Genomic DNA, 21,743 nt, shown 5'->3' with positions numbered 1-21,743 from the left:
GATTGCTCATAAAGAGAGGGACCATACTATAAAGCATGGTCCCTCTTTTTTTGTTCTATTCAAACACATTGATACCAAAATCTTTCTTCAGATCATTCCTCCTTAGATTCGTAAAGATCCTTCCACCATGTAGGCTCATCTTTTAGCCAACGAGCAAACCATGCAAAGATGCTTTCTGTCCATCGAATACGTCGCTCGGGTTCAAGTATGAAGTGATCTTCTCCCGTAAAAGTAATGAGTTCGACCTCTCGACCTAATACTTTCAGAGCATTGTACATATTAATACTCTCCGCCGTAGGCACATTCGTATCGCTATCGCCATGTAGAAGTAGTAGTGGGGTATGAATCTTTTCGGCATTGAAAAGAGGGCTTCTATCTACAAAGGTCGAACGGTGTGACCATGGGTAACTATGAGCCGAAGCTACAGTACTATACCCCATTCCCCAATAACCACTCCCCCAGTAATTGGTGATACTACTGATACCTGCATGGCTTACAGCTGCGGCAAAGAGGTCCGTGCGCGTCTGCAGATATTGGGTCATAAACCTCCGTAGCTGGCACCGAAACAACCGATCTTATCAGCATTAACAAAGCTATTTTGAGTACAGAAAGAGCGTACTGCTTCAATAATTTCAGTAGCGGTAGGTTCTCCCCATGCGTTCAGATGTCGAGCCGAAAACTCTTGCCCATACCCTGTACAACCGCTGGGGTTGAGAATATAAACTACATATCCTTGTGCTGCATACATCGCAGGAGAGTAAGTACCCTCCATACGTTTCTTGGAGGGTAAGGTACCTCCGTAGTAATACACTAACATCGGATACTTCTTAGAAGCATCGAAATGAGGAGGCAGATAATACCAACCATCAATAGGTGTCCCCTCGGAAGTAGTATAGATAAAGTCTCTCACTTCGGGGCGGAGATAACCTTTCATCTTCTCTGCATCCAAGTCCCATATAATAGTTTCCTTGCCATTGCGCACGCTATACAGCCTGTCGGCATTGGCTGCACTTTGCCCTAAATACCAAAAATCTCCCCTTTCTTTCGATAATGAATAGTAACTTGCTTGGTCTTCTGTAAGAGGAATAGGTATAATCTCTTTTTTCTTTAGGTTTAAGAAATATAATTTTTGTCGAGCCCCATCGGTGGCCTGTAATACTACATCACCTTTATAATCAAATTGTATTTGGTCTACCGTTGGGTCAAACTGTATGGTTAGGCAGGTGGCTTTTTTACTATTCCTGTTAAAAAGGAACACCTCTCGTTCAAATGAATTACCCCAAGCATTATTGGGGATATTTCTTCCAACGCCATCAAAAGTATTTGGGGAGCCTAAAACCAACAAATGTTGATTGTCATTAGGAATATAGTAGACAGAGGCTATGTCTATCTCCTTACGAAACAGAGTGTCAGTTTTGCCTGTGACGGGATCGAACTCGTAGAGAGAAGAAAAAGAATAGGGCTGTTCGGTCCATTCTCTTGTAGTGCCTTGTAGTAGCAGTTTGCCCGAAGTGGGGTGAATATCCATAAGAGAAATATGCCCCGCTCCAAAGGTCAAAGGTACGGTAGTACCTGACTTAAGGTCTAAACGTTTCCAGTAAGGGCGATTTCGCCACCCTGGCATCCGATCGTCAGGGTCTTGCATACGTTGTACTTTATCGTCTTTAGGATTTGCTTTGGCTTCCTCTTGTAAATAGATAACTTGCTCATCGGGACTAAACTGAATAGAGCCTTCAGGTAAAGGATCTACGAGAATTTGTTCGTCACTTCCATCTGGTTTTTGTGTAAAAAGAATGCGTTCTTTGGCATGAGTCCGCACCATATAAAGCCTATCGCTCTTGGGCATCCAGCGAGCAGACGTAAGTTCTTTGCTCTCACGTACAATCTTGCCTTCCTTAGTGTAAAGGCGCGCAGTATACTCGGTTTTAAGCCCTCTTTGGATAGAATAAAGTACAAGGGCATAATTACCCGAAGGGGAAAGGCGTACATTGTGAAGCGATGCACCTGACATCATGTAATCCAAAGAAAGTGGTTTAAGCGATTTTTCATTGAAAGATAGCCCCGAAGAGTGAGTCGTGCTATCTCTAATGAGTACTACCTTGAATTTTTGATCCACAGAGTCTTCTGTTAGATAAAGCGTTTTAAGATATACAGTATGTGCGCCAGGTCTAAGTTTCAAAGTTGCGGTTAGATGAGGTACAGTGTCTTGAGAAGCAGTTTCCTTTTGCGAGGCTACACATCGACCATCTATAAAGAGTGCCATTCTCGACTTCCCATACACTTCAAGTTTTCCAGTGGCATAGCCCTCATTCTCGATCGCAAAAAGGTAAGTCGAAAGTAAACCTGCTCCCATTGGAGTCTTCTCCTTTATCGAAAACCAACCATCATTTATAGCTTGAATAGGCTCTTCTATACCGCTTCTCATCTTTGGGGGAGCTTCGGTAAGCAGATTGGCTACGGAAAAAGTTTCGCCCTTTACATTTTTCTTGCTGTAAACGAGTGTATGGGGTAGAGTTGTTTTGCCTAAGGCTTTTATCTCTTTTAAAGAGACAGCCTCTTGGGCAGACTGTCCCCAAGCTGTGAGCGAGAGGCAAGTCATGAGTAGGATAAACAGTTTTTGTTTCATACTTATACTAAGTTGTCGATAATTATTTGTCGCTAAACGTAAAACCTCTCTCTTTATAGTTCGAAGTAGGCCCTACAAATACTTCTATAAGGGGATATATAACAGAAGTAGCACGACCTCTGAGCAGAGTAGTGCTACCTCCTATATCAGTTCTTACTGCTTTTCTTCGTACAAGAAGCGTTTAATACTTCGCTTAGGTGTCTTTTCAAAAGGCATTTTTTGCTGTTCAAAAAGAGTTATCTTCTCGTATTGAGCGACTTGATTATTGAGCTCACTACGGAAGTTTTCAATGACTTTCCATCCTTCTTCGAGAGTCATCCCCCCTTCTTTATAGCCTCTTCATCGGGATAAATAAGAGCAATTAATCGTTTACCTCTCTGTAAGACAAGGCTTTCTGCTACCAAGTGGAAGGTGTTGAGCTTAGATTCAATCTCCTCGGGATAGATATTTTGCCCATTACTGCCCAATATCATCGTTTTGGAACGTCCCTTGATAAAGACATTTCCCTCAGCATCTATCGTGGCAAGATCTCCCGTATGCATCCATCCATCATCGGTAAAGAGTAGGGCATTAGCTTCAGGATTTTTATAATACCCCTTACAGACATTCATCCCTTTTACCTGTATTTCTCCTGGCACATCATTGGAAGTTTCTGAATCTCTCGCTATACGGATTTGCATATTCTGAAGCACTTTTCCACAGCTTTCGGGTATCCATCTTTTATTGTTTTCATAACAGATAAGGGGGGCACACTCGGTCATACCATAACCTACAGTGAGGGGGAAGCCAATCTTCTTTAAGAAGTGTCCCACTTCGTTCGAGAGTGCCGCTCCCCCAACAATAACCTCACGGAACTCTCCACCCAATACATTTTGTAGTCGCTTATTGATACTATTGTAGACAATCGTGCGCAAACCGGGGATGCGAGTCAGTAGTTTCATTGAAGGCTTGGCCAGCTTAGGGACAATAGCCTGCTTGTATATCTTCTCCAAAATCAGAGGAACGGTAATAACCAAGTTAGGCTTTACCTTAGCAAATGCCGATAGTATGATACGAGGAGAAGGTATTTTGCCCAATATAGTTACATGAGCTCCTATGGTCATAGGAGTAAGGAAGTTAAATGCACAACTATATGTGTGCGCCAAAGGAAGAAAACATAATAGTTTATCTCCCCTAAACATCAAATCTAAGCGATGAGCATACAAAGCATTACCTGCCAAGTTCTGCCCTGTGATGATTACTCCCTTGCTATTACCTGTAGTCCCGCTCGTATAGTTTATCACCATAACCTCTTCGTTGTCTCGTTCGGCAAAGCGGATATCTTCTGCTCTTAAAGAGATTTCTTCTCTTCTCGGGAGAGTCTCTAATTGAGCCTCTACATCGGGCTGGAATACCGTAATAGGGGTCAAAGTTTCAAGACTCAAAACCATTTCAACCTGCGGACACTTTTTAAGGTCTATCTCTTCTCTTAAACGTTTGTCTAATGCCAATACTCGAGCATCACTGTGGTCTATAATACGCTCTGCATCTTGAAGATTAAAATCTTGCAATATAGGCACAATAACACCACCATAGGTTATAGTTGCCAAGAAAAGTATACACCATCGAGTCGAATCACTACCCATAAGGCTACTTTATCGCCTTTTTTGAGGCCAATTATTTCGAACTGTCTGTGTAAGCGATTTATCTCTTTAGAGACATCTCCAAAAGAGAAAGTCTCTCCTGTATCGTAATCTGTAAAAGCAGGCATAGAAAAACACTCTTTGAAAGTGGTTTCAAAAGCCTTTATAAGATTGTCATTTATATCAAATTTAGTTTTGGTCTCCATCTCTTTTATTTCATCATTCCTAATGCACAAAAGCACAGTCTTTGTGCAAAGATACATCGAAATCTCTAAAAATGCTATGTGTATTATACAATACTCTCTTTTTTAGGAACAAAAAGAAACCCTCTTCTACCAAATTGGAAGAAGAGGGTACTATTACTACAAAGTATAGTCTTCGTAAAAGATGGGCTTAGTCTTACTGCATAAACTCAAAAGAACTGGTCATATTAAGTTTTATATTTACAGGTACACCATTGGCCATAGAAGAGCCTGTGGCAGGAAGTGTGGTAAGCCCATATACAGGCACTCCCGTAGGGGCATGTATTTCGTAATTCATAGAACCTTTACCTGAAAGTTTTACTCCTTGCATATCCATATCCAATAGGATTTTAGAGTCGATAATGAAACTTTGAGGAGAAGCAGAGGTCAATGTGGACTCTGCCTTTACACCTTGAGTCATGTCAGCTTTCCAAGTTTCTCCTTGAGCTACAGAAGTAGTAGGATACAACCCCTTGAAGATAGAAGAGAAAGCTTCGTAAACGGCTATAGCCTCCTCTTTAGTAAGCCCCTCTGTTACGGGAGTAACCTCGCCGACTAACTGGAAGTAAGGAGTAATTTCGGCACGAACCACCTTCTTAGCCATCTTCTTAAGAGGTTTATTTTCGGCAGTTTCCTTTTCGTCGGCTGAACTAAACTTCATATTCCCTTGGGGAGTTTCGGCAGTCGTTTCTATCAAATTGATAACAGCCTCGATGATAAAATTATCTTGGTTCTTAGAAACAACAGAAAACACTACTTCGTTCTTTTGGATAATCTTATTTTTCATCGTTTGTCCTTGAAAAGAAATTTCCTGATCAGTTGTTTGCTGGTAACGTACAGGTACCTTTAATCCTGGTTGTAAATTGAGGCGAATGTCGTGCTTCTGAGCAGAAAGAACAGAAAATACAGAAATGAGTAACGATAACCCTAAAATAATCTTTTTCATACACTTATACGTTTAAATTATATTTCAACTAAGTTATTTCACATTGTGGAGCTTGTGTCCCATACGCTCTTTCTTGGTTTGTAGGTATTTCATGTTATAGGGGTTAGGTTCTATCTCTATGGGTACATTTTCTACCACTTCCAAATCATACGCCTCTAAACCAATACGTTTTACAGGATTGTTACTCATAAGGCGCATCTTCTGAACACCCAAAGAACGGAGTATCTGTGCCCCTACACCATAGTCTCTTTCGTCGGCAGCATAACCTAAATGGAGGTTGGCATCTACAGTGTCGTATCCTTGTTCTTGGAGCTTGTAAGCCTCCATCTTAGCCATAAGCCCGATACCCCGCCCTTCTTGGTTGAGGTAAACAATGACACCGCGTCCCTCTTGCTCAATCATCTGCATGGCTTTGCGCAATTGCTCTCCACACTCACATCGACAAGAACCCAAAATATCACCTGTAGCACAGCTGGAGTGCACACGTACCAATACGGGGTCTCCGCTGGAGATATCGCCCTTGAAGATGGCAAAGTGCTCCAAACCATTACTTTTCTGGCGGAATGGAATAAGGTGAAAAAGTCCCTCTTTCGTAGGCATAGAAACACAAACACCTTTCTCTACCAAGCTCTCGCTTCTAAGGCGATAGGCAATTAAATCTTTTATGGAGATGATTTTCATATCGAATTTCTGTGCAATCTCCACGAGTTGAGGTAAACGAGCCATAGTACCATCATCGTTGATAATCTCTATCAACGCTGCTACGGGCTGCATACCACACATGCGAGCTAAGTCTACTGCTGCCTCTGTATGTCCAGCCCTACGTAATACTCCTCGAGAGCGAGCTCGCAAGGGATTGATATGTCCTGGGCGAGCCAGGTCAGAAGGCTGTGTATTAGGATCTGCCAAGCAAGTATGGTCTGTGCTCTATCGTACATAGAAACGCCTGTTGTACATCCTTTTCCTATTAGGTCTACAGTTACAGTAAAGGGAGTTTCATGCAGAGAAGTATTGTCCGATACCTGCATATTGAGTTCAAGCCTTTGAGCTACCTCTTCAGATATAGGAGTACAGAGTACACCACGACCATAACGCATCATAAAATTGACTTTCTCGGGTGTTATCTTCTCGGCAGCGATGACAAAGTCGCCTTCATTTTCACGGTCTTCATCGTCTACTACAATTACAAACTTGCCCTCTTTGAAATCGTTGAGGGCCTCCTCTATGCTGTTTAATATAAATGTATCCATTATTATCTTGTAATTCAATCTGTCTATTAAATTGTTGTTTCAATGATTTTTGTCAGTTCTTCCAATGTTTTTCGACACTGTTGGAATATATTTTTCTGCTGTTTTCTATGCCAAAAGGTATAAATAGTACAAGGCAAGGATAAGGGAATAATGGGCAAAAATAGCCCATACAAAGCCTTTCGAGCCGGTATAAAGGGAGCAAAAGTTTTGGATAGAATAGGGATATCCATCAATTTGGCTACGACAAGTTTATTCTCAGAGTTCTGTAACTGCTCTACCATCCATTCAACTCCCTGGAGAAAAGGGTGTAATCTTTGTTTAGGGAGTGAAGAGCTGGGTAGCTGAAACGCCCTTTCCGAATGAAGGTATTCTGCTCTACCGCTGTTAGAGAGTGCAGACAAGTATTGACCGCTGTTAAAGCCTCTTCGGGAGAAATGGGATTTAAGATTAACTCTCGGAACTGTACCTCTCGTACTTTTTCTCTACTAAATAATTGCTTTAAGCGTATGGCAATAGCATCGACATTGAGGGTAGAAGAATCTCTCGTGGCTTTATAAGTGAGAAAAATGCCAAAGGGAGTGAGCACAAGAGTTGAAAACCACATTCCAAACCATGGCACCCACGTACCATTGTATGAGAGATTGTAACCAAAAGTGTCGAGCATATAATAGACAACAAAGAAAAGCACACTCACCACCATAGGCATACCTATACCTCCTTTGCGGATAATAGCCCCCAAAGGAGCTCCGATGAAGAAAAAGACAAGGCAAGCAACGGGAAAGGTGAACTTTCTATGCCACTCCTGTGCGTGGGTTCTATAGAAATATGCTTGTTGCTGATAGGTATCATTACGAAAAATAGCGGCATCACTCACTTGCTCCAAGCGAGAGGCCGTCTCTTCGAGTACACTCTCCATCTTTTCATTGGATATTTGTGCGTAGAGCGAATCTAAGGTTATGCTTTTGCTTTGCGCTACTTGTTCCACTTTTTGCCATGCGGCAATCCCCTCCTCTGTTTTATCCATAGGAGAAGTTTTCATCAATACAAAGCGGTCTATTTGCGAAGCCTCTACAGCCCCATGGGCATTCATAAAGGAGACACTATCCAATTCGTACTGGGCGGTATCTTTTATATAGTGATTGAGTTGGATTAGATTTTTCCCTACGAACTGACTACGCAAACCACCATCGTCAATCATCTCAAAATTCAGATTGAGGTTGATGACAATCTGTTTGAACGAAAACTTTTCTTTAAGATAGGACGCAGGCACTTCATCTGAATTCGTTATTGCTGTTGGAGTAAAGGTTTGCCCTTCGAGTGGTTCAAAACTCTCTCCCCGGTAAAGGTTTAAGGTTAGGAAGCGCTTCGAGTTGTCCAAGCGAAGAGCCCCCGAATCTGCGGTGATAACTCGTGGGCTTTGAAACTGACTATAATCATAGATCATAATCTCCTCAAGGCTCTTTTTCTCCGTATTTTTCTTCCCTACAAAAATGCTGTACCCTCTGATACCATTGTAGAAAGTCCCTTCGGGTATATCTAAATCGGGGCGAGACTCTCGAGCCGAAAATATAATCTGATAAAAGCGCACTTGGGCATCCATAACGGCGGTGTTTAGATAGATAAACAACCCAAACGACATACTCAGTACGATGAAGAAGAGCGGAGCCATAATACGATGTAGCGGTACCCCGGCAGATTTCATTGCAAGTAACTCTAAACGCTCTCCCATAGAGCCGAAAGTCATCAACGAAGCTAAGAGGATGCCGAGCGGAGCTGCCGTGGGAAGCACCATAATGGCAGCGTGGAATACCAACTGTAATAGAATAACGAAGTCAAGCCCTTTGCCCACAATCTCATCCGTGTAGAGCCACATCATCTGCATTAGGACAATGAACCAACAGATAAAAAGAGTCATCGACAGCAGAGGAAAATACTGCTGAATGATGTAGGTGTACATTCTTTTCGGGCGCAACGACAACATCGTAAGTATCCTAATAATTGAAACAAAGGTACACAAAAGCCTCCAACCTATATAGAGCCTCAATTAGAGGGAGAAAGGGAGAATTATCTTTTTTTGCAAGAGACTATTTGTATGGATTTCCAAAAAGGGAATGGGAAAAAGGCAAATAAAAACAAAGAGCTACTATCGAAAAGCAGATAGTAACTCTTTATATAGACGATATGAAAACGCGCTCCCTCAAGGACTTGAACCTTGGACCCCCTGATTAACAGTCAGATGCTCTAACCGACTGAGCTAAGGAAGCATTTCGACTGCAAAGGTATTACTTTATTTTGATTTGTCAAATCCTTTCTCCGTATTATTTCTATTAAAAATCTCGTTGAGATTGCTAACAAGAATTCTATCTAAAGGTGGCATCCAAGAGGTTATGAGCAACAATACGCCCCATTGAGATGTAAAAAAGAAAAGCAAGGTTGCGCTTACTACTCTCAATAAGTATATGGATAATAGCCTAAACCCTCTGTGCAAACTATCAAAAGGGTTAATGGTTACTGACAAAAGGAATAATCCTTTTTGTACTAACCCTTAACCCTTTTGGATAGACGAATGGCGACTATGCTAAATAGGCTATTACTGAACTATTAATAGAGGTAGCATATCGATTGGAGCAAGAATGCTATTTCTACACTAAGCAGTACCTTTGTTCACACATTTAACACCAAATGTTACCCTCCTTTTATAAATAGTTTTATGGTTCACTTTCGATACTCTTATCGTCAATCTGTAGGTTTACTCCTTTGCTGTATTGGGTTGTTTTTTGCCTCTTGTCAAACCGAGCAAAATGAGAGTACTATATCCACAGCACCATTTACCATAGAGTCTGCTCAACCACGAATAATATATGCCGAAGGGGTAGGTATAGAGCATTTGGAAGACAACACTCATCGTATCTGGGTTAAAGATGTGAAGACGCAAGATACTTTAGCTTGTTTCCGCCTTGTACCCAACGGTCAAGAGCCATTAGAACTTTCAGCAAGAGAACAACTCATTCGCATTCCCTTGCAGAGAGTGGCTTGTATGAGCCTCACCTTTGTGGGAGGTCTGGAACTTTTGGGGGTTGGAGATCGAGTAGTAGCAGTCTCCGATACAGCCCTTATCTACGACCCTTTACTTCGGAGTGAGGCACAAAAGGGAAAAATCGCTTCAATAGCTCGTCACAATGTTTTAGATAGAGAGCAACTTCTGTCCATTGCACCCGATGTTTTAATGCTCGATTATACGGATTATCTTCGTTTAAAACTATCCGATATGCAAGACATTCAATGCTTTTATAATATGGATTGGAAAGAGACGACTCCTTTAGGTCGTGCCGAGTGGATTAAAGTACTGGGACTTTTGACTGGTAAAGGGGGGACAGCAGAGGCTATTTTCACCCAAAAGGAACAGGCTTATAAGAAGCTCACTACCAAGATACAAGAGATAAAGAAAAAACCGTCTGTTCTTTTTGGGCAAGCCTATCAAGGAACTTGGTACTTACCAGATTCTAATAGCTATGTGGCTACCCTCATAAGGGATGCAGGAGGACTCTACCAAGCTCCTCGAAATAGCGGAGGAGGAGCCCTTAGTACAGAGCAAGTTTTTGCCGAGCATGGAGCAGATGATATTTGGTTGGCATGGTCTTCAGCCTATGTCTCTTCTTTAAGGGAATTCGGACAACTTCAAGAGCACTACACACTTTTCAACGCCTATAAGAGAGGGCAGGTTTTTCTTAACGATAAAAGAAGCTCTCGTCAGGGAGGTAATGATTATTGGGAGCAGGGCCCCTACTTCCCCGAAATACTATTGCAAGATTTGATGCTACTATTTCACCCAACGCTTGTGGTGCAAGATTCTATTCGTTTTTGGCGGAGGTTGGAGTAAATGTTCTATGACTATTGTGCACCTCCTATGTAAGAGCTTTTTCTTTTTACCAATAACTTATGCGTTACGCTTCTTCTGTACTAATTCTTTTTATTCTACTGCTACTTGTCTTTATAACTGACATTCTTTTGGGAAGTGTTACTATCCCCTGGGAGAGCCTGCCTGATATTCTTTTGAGGCGACCCTCTGCCGATAGCACTCTGTCTCAAATAGTCTGGACTATGCGCCTACCCTCTTCCATAATGGCTCTTATAGGGGGAGGCTCTCTGGCTCTCTGTGGTTTGGTTATGCAAACACTCTTTCGTAACCCTCTCGCAGATGCAGGTATTTTAGGAGTAACAGGAGGCTCGGCCTTAGGAGTAGCTCTCTTTACGCTATTAGGGACAAAGATGGCTTGGCTTTCTTATACTTTCATGAGTGGTATGTTACTCTCTTCCTTTATCGGTTCTATTGCAGTTTTGCTCTTAATAGGTTCCTTTGCCCTTAGACATAGTAGTACATCCGATTTGCTTATCGTGGGGCTGATGATTAGCTTCATTACCTCTTCGCTCATTGGTATACTACAGTATTTTGCTCCTCCGGAAGCAGTCAAAGGTTTTCAACTTTGGAGCATGGGCTCTCTTGAGGGTGTTGTTTGGCAAGAGGTTTACTATGCTTCGACTATTTTACTACCCTCTCTTTTGCTGCTCTCTCTCCTACCCAAAAAGATGAATGCTTTGCTTTTTGGAGAGCTCTATGCTCGTTCCATTGGTATTAATGTGCGTGCATTGCGTTTGCTTTTTGTTCTTCTTGTGGGACTTATAGTAGGCACTATAACCACCTTTATAGGACCAATTGCCTTTATCGGCATTGCCACACCCCACCTTGTGCGTCGTTGGCTCAAAACCTCAGAACACCGCCAATTAATACCCATAACACTTCTTTTAGGAGCTTTATTGCTTCTCCTCTGCCACCTTCTTACCCGAGTAGTGAGTGGAGGTATTCTTCTACCTATTAATGCCATAACCGCTTTGATGGGAGCACCCATTGTGATTGTAGTACTAAGTAAACGCTCCTCTCTTTCTTCCGATAGACTATGACCTCTTCCAATACCTCAACTGCTCTTTTACAGTTAGAACAACTCTCTGTAGGATATGGCAAAAAAGTAGTTCTCAGCGATTGTAGCGCCTCTCTCTCTAAAGGAATGGTTGTAGCCTTATAGGGGTAAATGGCTCAGGCAAATCTACTCTGCTCAAAGCAATAACCTTTGGCGATGCTATCCTAAAAGGAGAGTGCAGAATAGATGGTCGTTCGGTTCGGCAACTCTCCGCGGCACAGCGCGCAGGCTCATCGCAATGGTTACCCCTCCCCCCGTGATAGAGGGCTATATGCGAGTGAAAGACTTTGTAGCTATCGGTCGCTATCCCTATTTAGGAAACAGAGGTATTTTGTCGCCCAATGATAAAAGAGTGGTGGCAGAGACTATTCGTATCTGCTCTCTTTTGGGGTATGAGGAGCGTTTTTATAGCACTTTGAGCGATGGAGAGAGACAACGCGTACTTATAGCTCGTGCTTTGGCACAGGAAACCCCTATTATACTACTTGATGAGCCTACTGCTCATCTCGATTTGCTCTATCGAACACGTCTTTTTGCACTACTAAAACGCTTGGCACACACTTCTGGACGATTAATACTCCTCTCTACACATGAACTGGACTTGGCAATGGAGTATGCCGATAGGATTTGGCTTATCAATGAAAAGGGAACTTTATTGTCGGGAATGCCTGAGGAGTTGGCTTATAAGGGGATTTTACAAGAAGTTTTTCATAGCGAAAGCGAATTTTTGGACTCTAAGACCCGAAGAATACAAACTGCCTGTGAACAAAAACTTCGACCTATACAGCTGATTGCCAGCGAACAAGAAGCTCTATACTGGACTATCCAAATGCTACAACGTATAGGATACAATGCCACACAAGAAGAGTGCGGTATGCAGTTACACATCACTAAAGGAATAGATGAGGCAATAGAGTGGCAACTGATAGCAGATGGCCGTAGTATGTCGTTTGTTTCGATGGAGCTTTTGGCAAAACATTTAAGGACATAGCTATTTTTAGAACACCTTCTTGGGAAGAGGAGAAATCATCCTTTTTATTACTAAACGAATAGGATTTGATTAATTTTTTCTTTCTCTTTCCTATCTCCATCTCTTTATCGTATCTTTGCGTTTAGTGGGGTAAGCCCTATTTCAGATGAAAAGAAGCAGTAAAAAAGATGATGATTTTATGGAAAAAGAGAACAGAAACAGAAAGAAAAAATTGATTTTGGCGACCATACAAGGTGCAGATCGCCCCGGAGTTACAGCTTCTTTGATGCAGATATTAGCAGAGCGAGATGCTTTTATCTTAGATATTGGTCAGTCCGATATTCACAGCAATCTCAATCTCGGAATACTTTTTGAGACTACAGAGGAGGCTTCGGGTCCTATTTTGAAAGACCTTCTTTTTAGAAGCTATGAACTGAATGTTTCAGTACGTTTTACTCCCATTACCGCAGAGGACTACACAGATTGGGTAAATGCTCAAGGGAAAAATAGATACATTATTACCGTAGTGGCTCGGAAGATTACAGCTGCTATGCTTGCCGCACTAACCGATAAAACAGCTATACAAGGGCTAAATATTGATAACATCCGTCGTCTAACGGGGCGTATTCCTCTTGATAAAGAGGAACGTATACCGATGGCAAGTATAGAGTTTTCTATGCGAGGTACACCAAAAGATTTAGATCAATTGAAAGCCGACATGATGGCAGTATCTTCGGAGTTAGGCTTTGACATCTCTATCCAAAGAGAATCTATGTTCCGCAGGATGCGTCGCGTGATATGCTTCGATATGGACTCTACTCTTATCCAAACAGAGGTGATTGATGAGTTGGCTGTACGAGCTGGTGTGGGAGATAAAGTCAAAGAGATAACCGAGAGAGCGATGCGAGGAGAGATTGACTTCCATGAAAGTTTTATCGAACGGGTAGCTCTTCTCAAAGGCTTAGATGTCTCTGTAATGGAAGAGATTGCAGAGAGTTTACCTATGACTGAAGGTATTGAACGCTTAATGAGAGCCTTGAAATTTATGGGCTACAAGATTGCTATTCTTTCGGGTGGGTTTATGTACTTTGGTAACTATTTGCAGAAAAAGTTTGGTGTAGATTATGTTTATGCCAATCAGTTAGAGGTCGGACCTGACGGGAAATTGACGGGTAAGCACATCGGAGAGATTGTCGATGGTAAGCGTAAAGCAGAACTTCTAAAACTCATTGCTCAAGTAGAGAAAGTCCATCTACAGCAAACTGTAGCAGTGGGAGATGGAGCAAATGACCTTCTTATGCTTCGTGAAGCTGGTTTAGGCATTGCTTTCCATGCCAAACCTAAAGTGAAGGCAGATGCTCGGCAAAGTATTTCTTATGTGGGGTTAGATGGTATCCTCTATTTTTTAGGGTACAAAGATTCTATCTTCGACGATGGTTTAATGGAAACACAGATTGTATGATACGACACATTGTAATATTTAGCTTGGAAGGTTTTTCCTCTGCACAAGAGGCTGAACAACATCTTCTAAAAATAAAAGAAGCCTTAGAGGGTTTGCCCAAAACTATAGAGGCATTAGATGCGATGAAAGTAGAGCTTAATACCAACCCCCAAGAGGGATACGGTTTTATGCTCGAAGCTCATTTGCCCAACTGGGAGAGTATAGGACTCTATGCTCATCATCCAGACCACGAAAAAGTGGTTCAAAGCCTCATCGCCCCTTACAAGAAGAATAGAGCTTGTATAGACTTTGAGTGTTAATGGGTTAAGGAGGCATCAAGGTTCACGTTAAAAATATCCTCGCCAAGGAGCATTAGAGTGTGTCGAAACAAAATGCTGACCCAACAGGTAAAAAGGACATACAAACGCACGAAACCGAAATTGGCACTGCAAGCAAAACGGTAGTTTGTAGATTAATGACATGCCGTTCTTTATTCTGATTTGTTACAAGGACATAGAAAAAATTCATGAGTGTCTTACGTACCGAAAATTTGGTCAAACGCTACCGTACCCGTACAGTAGTCAATCATGTCTCTGTAAATATAGAACAGGGAGAAATTGTAGGGCTTTTAGGGCCTAATGGAGCAGGTAAGACTACCACTTTCTATATGACAGTGGGGTTGGTTGTACCTAACGAAGGAAAGATATTTTTGGACGATGTAGATATAACCGATTACCCAGTCTACAAAAGAGCCCGTTTGGGCATTGGATACCTGGCTCAGGAAGATAGTGTCTTTCGAAAGATGTCTGTCGAAGATAATATCCGCACCGTTTTGGAGATGACAGAGCAAACCAAAGAGGAACAGCAGCATAATTTAGAGCGTCTTATCAAAGAATTTCGCTTGGAAAAGGTGCGCAAAAATCATGGGAACAGGCTCTCAGGGGGAGAGAGAAGACGGGTAGAGATTGCTCGTTGCTTAGCCATTAATCCTCGCTTTATCATGTTGGATGAGCCTTTTGCGGGGGTAGACCCTATTGCTGTGCAAGATATTCAGTACATAGTAGCTCATTTGAAAGAGCGCAATATAGGCATCCTCATAACTGACCATAACGTAAACGAAACACTCTCGATTACCGACAGAGCCTATCTTCTTTTTGAGGGGAAGGTGCTTTTTCAAGGGGTACCCGAAGAGTTAGCAGAGAATGAAATAGTCCGAGAGAAGTACTTGGGACGTGATTTCCTCCTACGAAGAAAGCGCTTCAACTAATTCTTTTTGCTTCCCTCTTAGAAAGAGATATATCGTAAAGATTTTAGGTAACTATTTGTTATAAAGGTAGATTTTAGAATACTTTATACTATTCTTTGCACTTGCAGCCTATAAAAACATTACCTTTGCCACTTGAAATACACTTTAAGGTAGCGATTGGAGAAGAGAAATGATTAAGCCAACTCTTATAGTTATGGCTGCTGGAATGGGGACTCGATATGGAGGTCTCAAGCAGTTAGATGGGGTCGGTCCTTCGGGTGAAACCATAATGGACTACTCCATATACGATGCCGCTAATGCAGGCTTTGGGAAAGTAGTTTTCGTGATACGTCAATGTTTCGAAGAGCAATTTCGAAACCAGATTTTGAATAAATACAAGGGTATCATAGAAACAGAGGTAGTGTTTCAAGAGCTGACGAAGTTGCCAGCTCCTTATACTTGTCCTCCCGAACGTGAAAAACCTTGGGGTACCAATCATGCCGTTTTGATGGCAAAAGAAGTGGTACATGAACCTTTCTGTGTTATCAATGCCGATGACTTTTATGGACGTGAAGCCTTTATTGCGATGAGTGAGGCACTGCGAAAGATAACTCCTGCAACTAAGGGAGATTACTTCATGGTAGCCTATGCTTTGGGTAACACTTTGAGCGAAAGCGGTACGGTTTCCAGAGGTGTTTGTTCAGTAGACGAAGAGGGTTGCCTAAAGAAAATAGAGGAACAAACAGCCTTGTCTCGACACGATGACACACTTTGCCGTGATGAAAAGAGCGGAAAGACTTTTCCCTTACAAACTCCTGTATCAATGAATTTTTGGGGCTTTACTCCCGATTATTTTATCTATTCAGAAGAGGCTTTCAAGGAATTTCTAAAGGAAAATATAAATGAACCTAAGAAAGAGTTCTATATCCCCTTTATGTGGATACTTTAATACGGGAGCAGAAAGCCAAGATACATCTCTTAGCAAGCGATGCTCAATGGTTTGGTGTTACCTATCCAGCAGATAAAGCTGCTGTGGTAGCTCGTCTTAAAAACTTTGTAGAAGAGGGTAAATATCCATCGCCTCTTTTTACCCAAGCCTAATGGTCTGATTTTTAGCTAATATAAAATACAATGAAAGTAAAAACATTACTCATGATTCCATCTCTCTTAGGAGTCTTTTTTACGAGTTGTAATAACCAAAATGGTACAACTTCAGAGAGTATGCCTGTAGAACCAGGTATTGATCTTGCCGCTCTTGACACTACTGTAACCCCAGGAGACGACTTCTATCGTTATTCTAATGGGGGCTGGATTAAGGCCAATCCTTTGAAACCAGCTTATAGCCGTTACGGAGCTTTCGACTTGTTACGCGACCGTTCTCTTGAACAAATTCATGAGATTGTTGTAGACCTTTCTGAAAAGTCTCAACAAAAAGGCACCAATGAGTATCGTGTGGCTGTTTTGTACAAACAAGCTATGGATAGCATCACTCGTAATGAATTAGGAGCAAAACCTATATTGGAAGATATTAAAGAAATCGAAGCTATCAAGATAAGACCGAGTTAGTACAGAAAGTGGCTGAATGGGATAGTGAAGGTAATAGCACGCTGTTCGGTTCTTATGTATGGGCAGATGAGATGAACAGTGATATGAACATCATGCACGTCGCTCAGAAAAGTCTTGCTTTGGGCAATCGAGATTACTACTTAGCTACAGACGAAGAAGGAAAGAAACTTTTGGAAGCTTACAATGCCTATATCCATAAAGTTCTTTTGCTTACGGGATATAGCGAAGAAGAGGCTACTCGTATGACAGCAAACAACATGAAAATTTCAAAAGAGTTTGCTGAAATGTCTTTCTCCCAAGTAGAATTGCGTGATAGCCGTGCTAACTATCATATGCTTACAGTAGATCAGTTTGCCAAAGATCACAGTGGCTTCGACTGGAATACTTACCTCGCAGGTCGCAAACTTAACGATCTTAAGCAATGGGATGTTAAACAACTCCGATTTTTTGAGAAGTTCGACAAGTGGTTCCCTGCTGTAGATTTACAAGAACTTAAGGACTACTTGGTAGTTAGCCTTATAGACGGAGCTGCTAACTATTTGAGCGACGACTTTAGTGAAGCCTCCTTCGAGTTCTACGGCAAAACGCTTAGCGGCCGTCAGGAGCAACACCCTCGTTGGCGTCGTTCTGTAAACTTGGTAAATAGTGTATTAGGCGAGGCTTTGGGCGAAGTATATGTAAAGAAATACTTTACCCCAGAAGCAAAAGAAAAGATGCAAACTTTGGTAAAAAACCTCCAAGTTGCTTTGGGCGAACGTATATCTACTTTGGAGTGGATGTCTGATGAGACTAAGAAAAGAGCTCATGAGAAATTGAATGGATTTACCGTAAAGATTGGTTATCCCGACAAATGGAGAGATTACTCAAAGCTGGAAATTAGTGAGGAGAAGTCTTACTACGAAAACCTCAAAGCTGTAACACTTTTCGAGCATGAGTATAATATGAGTGATTTAAACAAGCCTGTTGATCGTACTCGTTGGCTTATGAATCCTCAAGATGTTAATGCTTATTACTTGCCAACAACCAATGAGATCTGTTTCCCCGCAGGTATCTTGCAACCTCCTTTCTTCAACGTAAATGCAGATGATGCTGTAAACTATGGAGCTATCGGAGTTGTTATCGGTCATGAAATGACCCATGGTTTTGATGACCAAGGTCGTAACTATGACAAAAATGGTAACATGATTGACTGGTGGACAGCAGAAGACAGTAAAAAGTTCGAGGCTGCTGCTCAGAAATTAGTGCAGCAATTTGATGCTCTTACGATTGTTGGTAATGTTAAGGGCAATGGTAAGTTGACTCTTGGAGAAAATATTGCAGACCAAGGAGGTCTTCTTGTATCATTCCTTGCTATGCAAAAAGCTCTCGAAGGAAAGAAGGTTGATTTGATTGATGGCTTTACTCCAGAGCAACGTTTCTTTATTGCTTATGCTCGTGTTTGGGGACAAAATATCACAGAACAAGAGATGATTCGACTTACCAATATAGACCCTCATAGTCTTGGCGAGTATCGTGTAAACCAAACGTTACGTAACCTTGATGCATTCTTCAAGGCATTTAACATTACAGAATCTAACAAGATGTGGTTAGCTCCAGAGGAGAGAGTTCTTGTTTGGTAATATATAACCTGGGTTATAACAGATAAAAGGGCTGGAGACTTGCTTATGGTCTCCAGCTCTTTTTTTATGGAGAATAATTGAAAATAAGTAAATTGGAATCCCCAGTCAAGCATGATTAGTACTTTTTTGGACTATAAAAACAGGCTAAGATTAATTCTAATATTTTTCTTTTCGTAGCAAGATACCACTCCTAATAATTAGGTATATATTCTCTTTTTTAGCGAATTAACTTGTCTCCTATAATATTAGTTTATATCTTTGTCTTAGGTGTAGGTCGTTGCTTTTGACTCTGTAGCAAAAAGCTCTTACCCATCTTCATTTGTACAGTTTTGTTCTATACTTTTCTGCGATAAGCAGTAAGAGATGTAATAAGAATAGTAATGTTGTAATATTGAATAGTTATGAAAAGTAGATTATGTAAGAGTGTTTGGAGCACTTGGCTACTGAGTTTAGTAGTATTATTGGGTGGATCCACCCTCCCCTCCTATGCCGATAATCAGCAAGCTACTGTAACACTAACAACCACTAAGTCTGTGGGAGAGAAGATAATGTTGCAGATAACAGCTCTCAAAGAAGATGTTACTATATCGGGCGTTGGAGCTGATGTGCAGTGGGAAAACTCTCGCTTCATTTGGTATACAGTAGCAGAGCCTACCATTGTCATCAAAGGAACTATAAAAAAGATAAAGTGTTTGGCGCAGGCCTTCTCTGCTGTAACGTTTGATAATTGTACCAATCTGCAGGAGTTTGATTGTGGAGACAATTTTTTCAAAACATTAGACTTTCGCAATTGCCCCAACTTGGAAGAAATTTACTGTGGAGGAAGCCTTGAGACAAAGGTATTGGAAGAGATAAACGTGTCTGGCTGTAGTGAATTGGTTCGTATCTATGCTCCCCAAAATGCCTTAAAGAAACTTGACTTGCAGGGATGTTCTGCTCTTGAAGTATTAACCTGTTCTGACAATAAATTAGAGACTTTAGATCTTTCTCAAGCAACAGCTTTGAGGGAGTTAATATGTACCAACAACCAACTTTCTCGTTTAGACTTGACGAGCAACAAAGGAATAAAGGAACTCCGCTGTTCAAATAATAAAATTACCGAGTTAGTTTTGACTTCTTGTCCCCAACTAAAAGATCTTAGTTGTTCTGACAATCAGATGGAAACAATTGATTTGAGTAAAAATAAGGTCTTAGCTACATTCAGTTGTTCCAAGAATAACTTTCAAAAGTTAGATCTCTCTAATAATATTGTACTCTCCTCATTGAATTGTTCTGACAATCAAATCGAGGATTTAATTTTGAACAACGTTACTGCCATTAACGAAATTAGATGTAACAATAATAAGATAAAGGCACTTGACCTTAAAACAATAACAGGTGCAACGCTACTTGAATGTCGACAAAATCTCTTGGAAGATTTGGACATTTCTTCGATTATTGAACTTCAGTTTCTTGATTGTTCAAAAAATAGACTCAAAGTATTGGACGTAAGTGCCAACACCAAATTGGAAGATTTAGTTTGTTCCGACAATGAACTTACATCGTTGGATGTTCAAAAAAATAAGTCTTTAAGAGGGCTTTCTTGTGCAGGCAATAACATAAAACGATTAGATCTTTCTGGGAATAAACGACTTGCCAACCTTAATTGTAGTCGTAATTTACTCTCTTCGCTCGATTTGACATCTCAGCAAGCTCTATCTGAGCTAATTTGTTATTCTAACCGTATGAAACATACGGCTGTGGCTAAGATGGTAGAGGGGATACGCAACTATCCTACAGAGTTTGGACAAAAAGGGGCTCTATACATTATTAATGGTAAGGACTCAAAAGAGGCAAATCGCTGCTTAAAGGCGCATGTAGCGACTCTTACAGAAAAGAATTGGCAAGTATTCGATTGGAATAGTATCAAGGAAATTAAAGATGAAGCGCTTCAATACGATGGAGCAGAACCTCTACCTACCTATACCGTGACCTTAAAGAGCGATAATCTGGGAACAATAGCTATCGAAGATGATTGGGTAGAGCTTTCTACGGTAGAAGAAGGAAGTTTATTGACAGTACTCGCCACCCCAAAAGATGATAAGCATGAATTAAAGCAACTTTTAGCTGGAGGAGAAGACATTACTAAGACGATGACATTCCGAGTACAATCCAATACAGAGGTAGTTGCTAAGTTCGGAGAAATCACATCTATTGAAGAGGTGCAAGAGTCAGATATTATACTCTATCCCAACCCCGCAGTGGATTATGTAGAGCTAAAAGCCAAGCCTTTCGCTACAATTTCTATTTACAGTATAGAGGGACTTCTTCTATTTGAAGAAGTGGTGAGCGAAGCTGGAACATTGAGAATTGATACTCGTTCGTTAAGTGAAGGTATCTACGTGATCTTGATAGATGGTAAAGCATTAAGACTTACTATTTCTCGTTAAATCGAAAAGACTGATTGTACGGAAAGAGTATTAAAGATTACTTTGAGCACATTGATCTGTTTCAAGATGCGTTAAAAACAAAATACTAAAATTGAAGTAGAAAAAGTGTCCTAAAACGCATAGTTGAAGCCGAGTGTTAGTAATAACATGATAATTTATCAATTATGACATCTTTCTTTCACATTGACTTTTAAAAAGGAAGAGATTGTTTAGTTTCTTTCTTGTGATATTATGAAAAAGGGCGTTGCCAAATGGTAACGCCTTTTTTTATGCTTTAAAACACACAGCCTTTCCATCTGTTTTAGCAAGCACATTACACGATTTCTATCCATAATGGTACGATTAATAGTAGGAGAAGTTTTGCAAAGATTTCGAGATGAAAAGCTTCAATTCCACAATGGTGCGATTAGTAGTTTCAGTTGTACTTATACCAAACGCCCGTAAAAGGCTTCAATTCCACAATGGTGCGATTAGTAGATCGATGGCTGACCTTTCTGCGATCACAGGAACGGTGCTTCAATTCCACAATGGTGCGATTAGTAGAAGTTGCAAGGCGCACGGAACAGTATGCGTTAGCGCGCTTCAATTCCACAATGGTGCGATTAGTAGAGTTTAACATCTTCGGGAGATGAAAAACCAGAAGAGGCTTCAATTCCACAATGGTGCGATTAGTAGACTGGTCGGGGCTACTGTAATCGTCTTTCTTTACAGGCTTCAATTCCACAATGGTGCGATTAGTAGACATACCTTTCAAGGGCTTTGTGGCAATCAATCTGTTGCTTCAATTCCACAATGGTGCGATTAGTAGTT

10 protein-coding genes, 1 tRNA gene, 6 pseudogenes and 1 CRISPR repeat array are annotated in these 21,743 nt (G+C 41.1%); of the genes and pseudogenes, 11 read left to right on the top strand and 6 right to left on the bottom strand.

What is annotated here, in order from left to right; translation table 11 throughout:
- Window positions 1-92: 92 nt before the first annotated feature.
- The 6 genes and pseudogenes from JCM15907_RS11875 to JCM15907_RS00055 all read right to left on the bottom strand — a co-directional run bounded on the left by JCM15907_RS11875 (window position 93) and on the right by JCM15907_RS00055 (window position 8,950).
- Window positions 93-748, bottom strand: a pseudogene (locus JCM15907_RS11875) (alpha/beta hydrolase family protein).
- A 2,031-nt stretch (window positions 749-2,779) separates the two neighbouring features.
- Window positions 2,780-4,454: pseudogene (locus JCM15907_RS09785) on the bottom strand (AMP-binding protein).
- A 193-nt stretch (window positions 4,455-4,647) separates the two neighbouring features.
- Window positions 4,648-5,436 (bottom strand): hypothetical protein, encoded by a 789-nt coding sequence (locus JCM15907_RS00070; protein WP_025842217.1) that lies wholly within the window; start codon window positions 5,434-5,436, stop codon window positions 4,648-4,650.
- Between the two features lie 33 nt (window positions 5,437-5,469).
- A pseudogene (locus tag JCM15907_RS09780) lies at window positions 5,470-6,686 on the bottom strand (bifunctional 3,4-dihydroxy-2-butanone-4-phosphate synthase/GTP cyclohydrolase II).
- Window positions 6,687-6,960: 274 nt separating this feature from the next.
- The gene (locus JCM15907_RS09775) at window positions 6,961-8,643 is read right to left on the bottom strand and encodes an LptF/LptG family permease (protein ID WP_159099876.1); all 1,683 of its coding nucleotides are present in this window, start codon (window positions 8,641-8,643) and stop codon (window positions 6,961-6,963) included.
- Between the two features lie 233 nt (window positions 8,644-8,876).
- Window positions 8,877-8,950 (bottom strand) — tRNA-Asn (locus tag JCM15907_RS00055).
- Window positions 8,951-9,396: 446 nt separating this feature from the next.
- Here JCM15907_RS00055 and JCM15907_RS00050 point away from each other — a divergent pair.
- From JCM15907_RS00050 to JCM15907_RS00005, 11 genes and pseudogenes are all read left to right on the top strand, one after another.
- The gene (locus JCM15907_RS00050; protein ID WP_025842216.1) at window positions 9,397-10,566 is read left to right on the top strand and encodes an ABC transporter substrate-binding protein; all 1,170 of its coding nucleotides are present in this window, start codon (window positions 9,397-9,399) and stop codon (window positions 10,564-10,566) included.
- A gap of 59 nt (window positions 10,567-10,625) precedes the next feature.
- On the top strand, window positions 10,626-11,645 hold the full coding sequence (locus tag JCM15907_RS00045) for a FecCD family ABC transporter permease (protein ID WP_025842215.1): 1,020 nt from the start codon (window positions 10,626-10,628) through the stop codon (window positions 11,643-11,645).
- Window positions 11,642-11,767: a hypothetical protein gene (locus JCM15907_RS13535; RefSeq protein WP_277906727.1), complete on the top strand. Its 126-nt coding sequence runs from the start codon at window positions 11,642-11,644 to the stop codon at window positions 11,765-11,767. Before JCM15907_RS00045 ends, JCM15907_RS13535 begins: the two co-directional genes overlap by 4 nt.
- Window positions 11,764-11,832, top strand: a pseudogene (locus tag JCM15907_RS13895) (hypothetical protein); the annotation flags it as partial. The gene JCM15907_RS13535 and the pseudogene JCM15907_RS13895, both read left to right, overlap by 4 nt.
- 5 nt (window positions 11,833-11,837) lie before the next feature.
- The gene (locus tag JCM15907_RS09770; RefSeq protein ID WP_148297405.1) at window positions 11,838-12,653 is read left to right on the top strand and encodes an ABC transporter ATP-binding protein; all 816 of its coding nucleotides are present in this window, start codon (window positions 11,838-11,840) and stop codon (window positions 12,651-12,653) included.
- Between the two features lie 178 nt (window positions 12,654-12,831).
- On the top strand, window positions 12,832-14,094 hold the full coding sequence (gene serB / locus JCM15907_RS00030; RefSeq protein WP_025842213.1) for a phosphoserine phosphatase SerB: 1,263 nt from the start codon (window positions 12,832-12,834) through the stop codon (window positions 14,092-14,094).
- The gene (locus JCM15907_RS00025) at window positions 14,091-14,393 is read left to right on the top strand and encodes a Dabb family protein (RefSeq protein ID WP_025842212.1); all 303 of its coding nucleotides are present in this window, start codon (window positions 14,091-14,093) and stop codon (window positions 14,391-14,393) included. Before serB ends, JCM15907_RS00025 begins: the two co-directional genes overlap by 4 nt.
- 206 nt (window positions 14,394-14,599) lie before the next feature.
- Window positions 14,600-15,340, top strand: a complete 741-nt coding sequence (gene lptB / locus JCM15907_RS00020; RefSeq protein ID WP_025842211.1) for an LPS export ABC transporter ATP-binding protein — start codon at window positions 14,600-14,602, stop codon at window positions 15,338-15,340.
- Window positions 15,341-15,512: 172 nt separating this feature from the next.
- A pseudogene (locus tag JCM15907_RS09765) lies at window positions 15,513-16,420 on the top strand (nucleotidyltransferase family protein).
- Between the two features lie 30 nt (window positions 16,421-16,450).
- Window positions 16,451-18,504, top strand: a pseudogene (locus JCM15907_RS09760) (M13 family metallopeptidase).
- A gap of 401 nt (window positions 18,505-18,905) precedes the next feature.
- Window positions 18,906-20,933, top strand: coding sequence for a leucine-rich repeat domain-containing protein (locus JCM15907_RS00005; RefSeq protein ID WP_025842210.1), 2,028 nt, complete (start codon window positions 18,906-18,908; stop codon window positions 20,931-20,933).
- Window positions 20,934-21,316: 383 nt separating this feature from the next.
- Window positions 21,317-21,742: a CRISPR direct-repeat array (repeat unit 31 nt; unit sequence GCTTCAATTCCACAATGGTGCGATTAGTAGA).
- Window position 21,743 lies beyond the last annotated feature (1 nt).

It is taken from the genome of Porphyromonas gingivicanis JCM 15907 (assembly GCF_000614585.1).
In the GTDB taxonomy this organism is placed as follows: Bacteria; Bacteroidota; Bacteroidia; order Bacteroidales; family Porphyromonadaceae; genus Porphyromonas; species Porphyromonas gingivicanis.
This window is presented reverse-complemented; position numbering and strand designations above follow the sequence as displayed.

Excerpts from the sequence above, each read along its gene's own strand:
- JCM15907_RS13535 (WP_277906727.1), top strand. The coding sequence starts at position 11,642 with ATGACCTCTTCCAATACCTCAACTGCTCTTTTACAGTTAGAACAACTC.
- JCM15907_RS00025 (WP_025842212.1), top strand. The coding sequence starts at position 14,091 with ATGATACGACACATTGTAATATTTAGCTTGGAAGGTTTTTCCTCTGCA.
- JCM15907_RS09775 (WP_159099876.1), bottom strand. The coding sequence starts at position 8,643 with ATGTACACCTACATCATTCAGCAGTATTTTCCTCTGCTGTCGATGACT.
- JCM15907_RS00070 (WP_025842217.1), bottom strand. The coding sequence starts at position 5,436 with ATGAAAAAGATTATTTTAGGGTTATCGTTACTCATTTCTGTATTTTCT.
- serB (WP_025842213.1), top strand. The coding sequence starts at position 12,832 with ATGGAAAAAGAGAACAGAAACAGAAAGAAAAAATTGATTTTGGCGACC.
- JCM15907_RS00045 (WP_025842215.1), top strand. The coding sequence starts at position 10,626 with ATGCGTTACGCTTCTTCTGTACTAATTCTTTTTATTCTACTGCTACTT.
- JCM15907_RS00005 (WP_025842210.1), top strand. The coding sequence starts at position 18,906 with ATGAAAAGTAGATTATGTAAGAGTGTTTGGAGCACTTGGCTACTGAGT.
- JCM15907_RS00050 (WP_025842216.1), top strand. The coding sequence starts at position 9,397 with ATGGTTCACTTTCGATACTCTTATCGTCAATCTGTAGGTTTACTCCTT.
- lptB (WP_025842211.1), top strand. The coding sequence starts at position 14,600 with ATGAGTGTCTTACGTACCGAAAATTTGGTCAAACGCTACCGTACCCGT.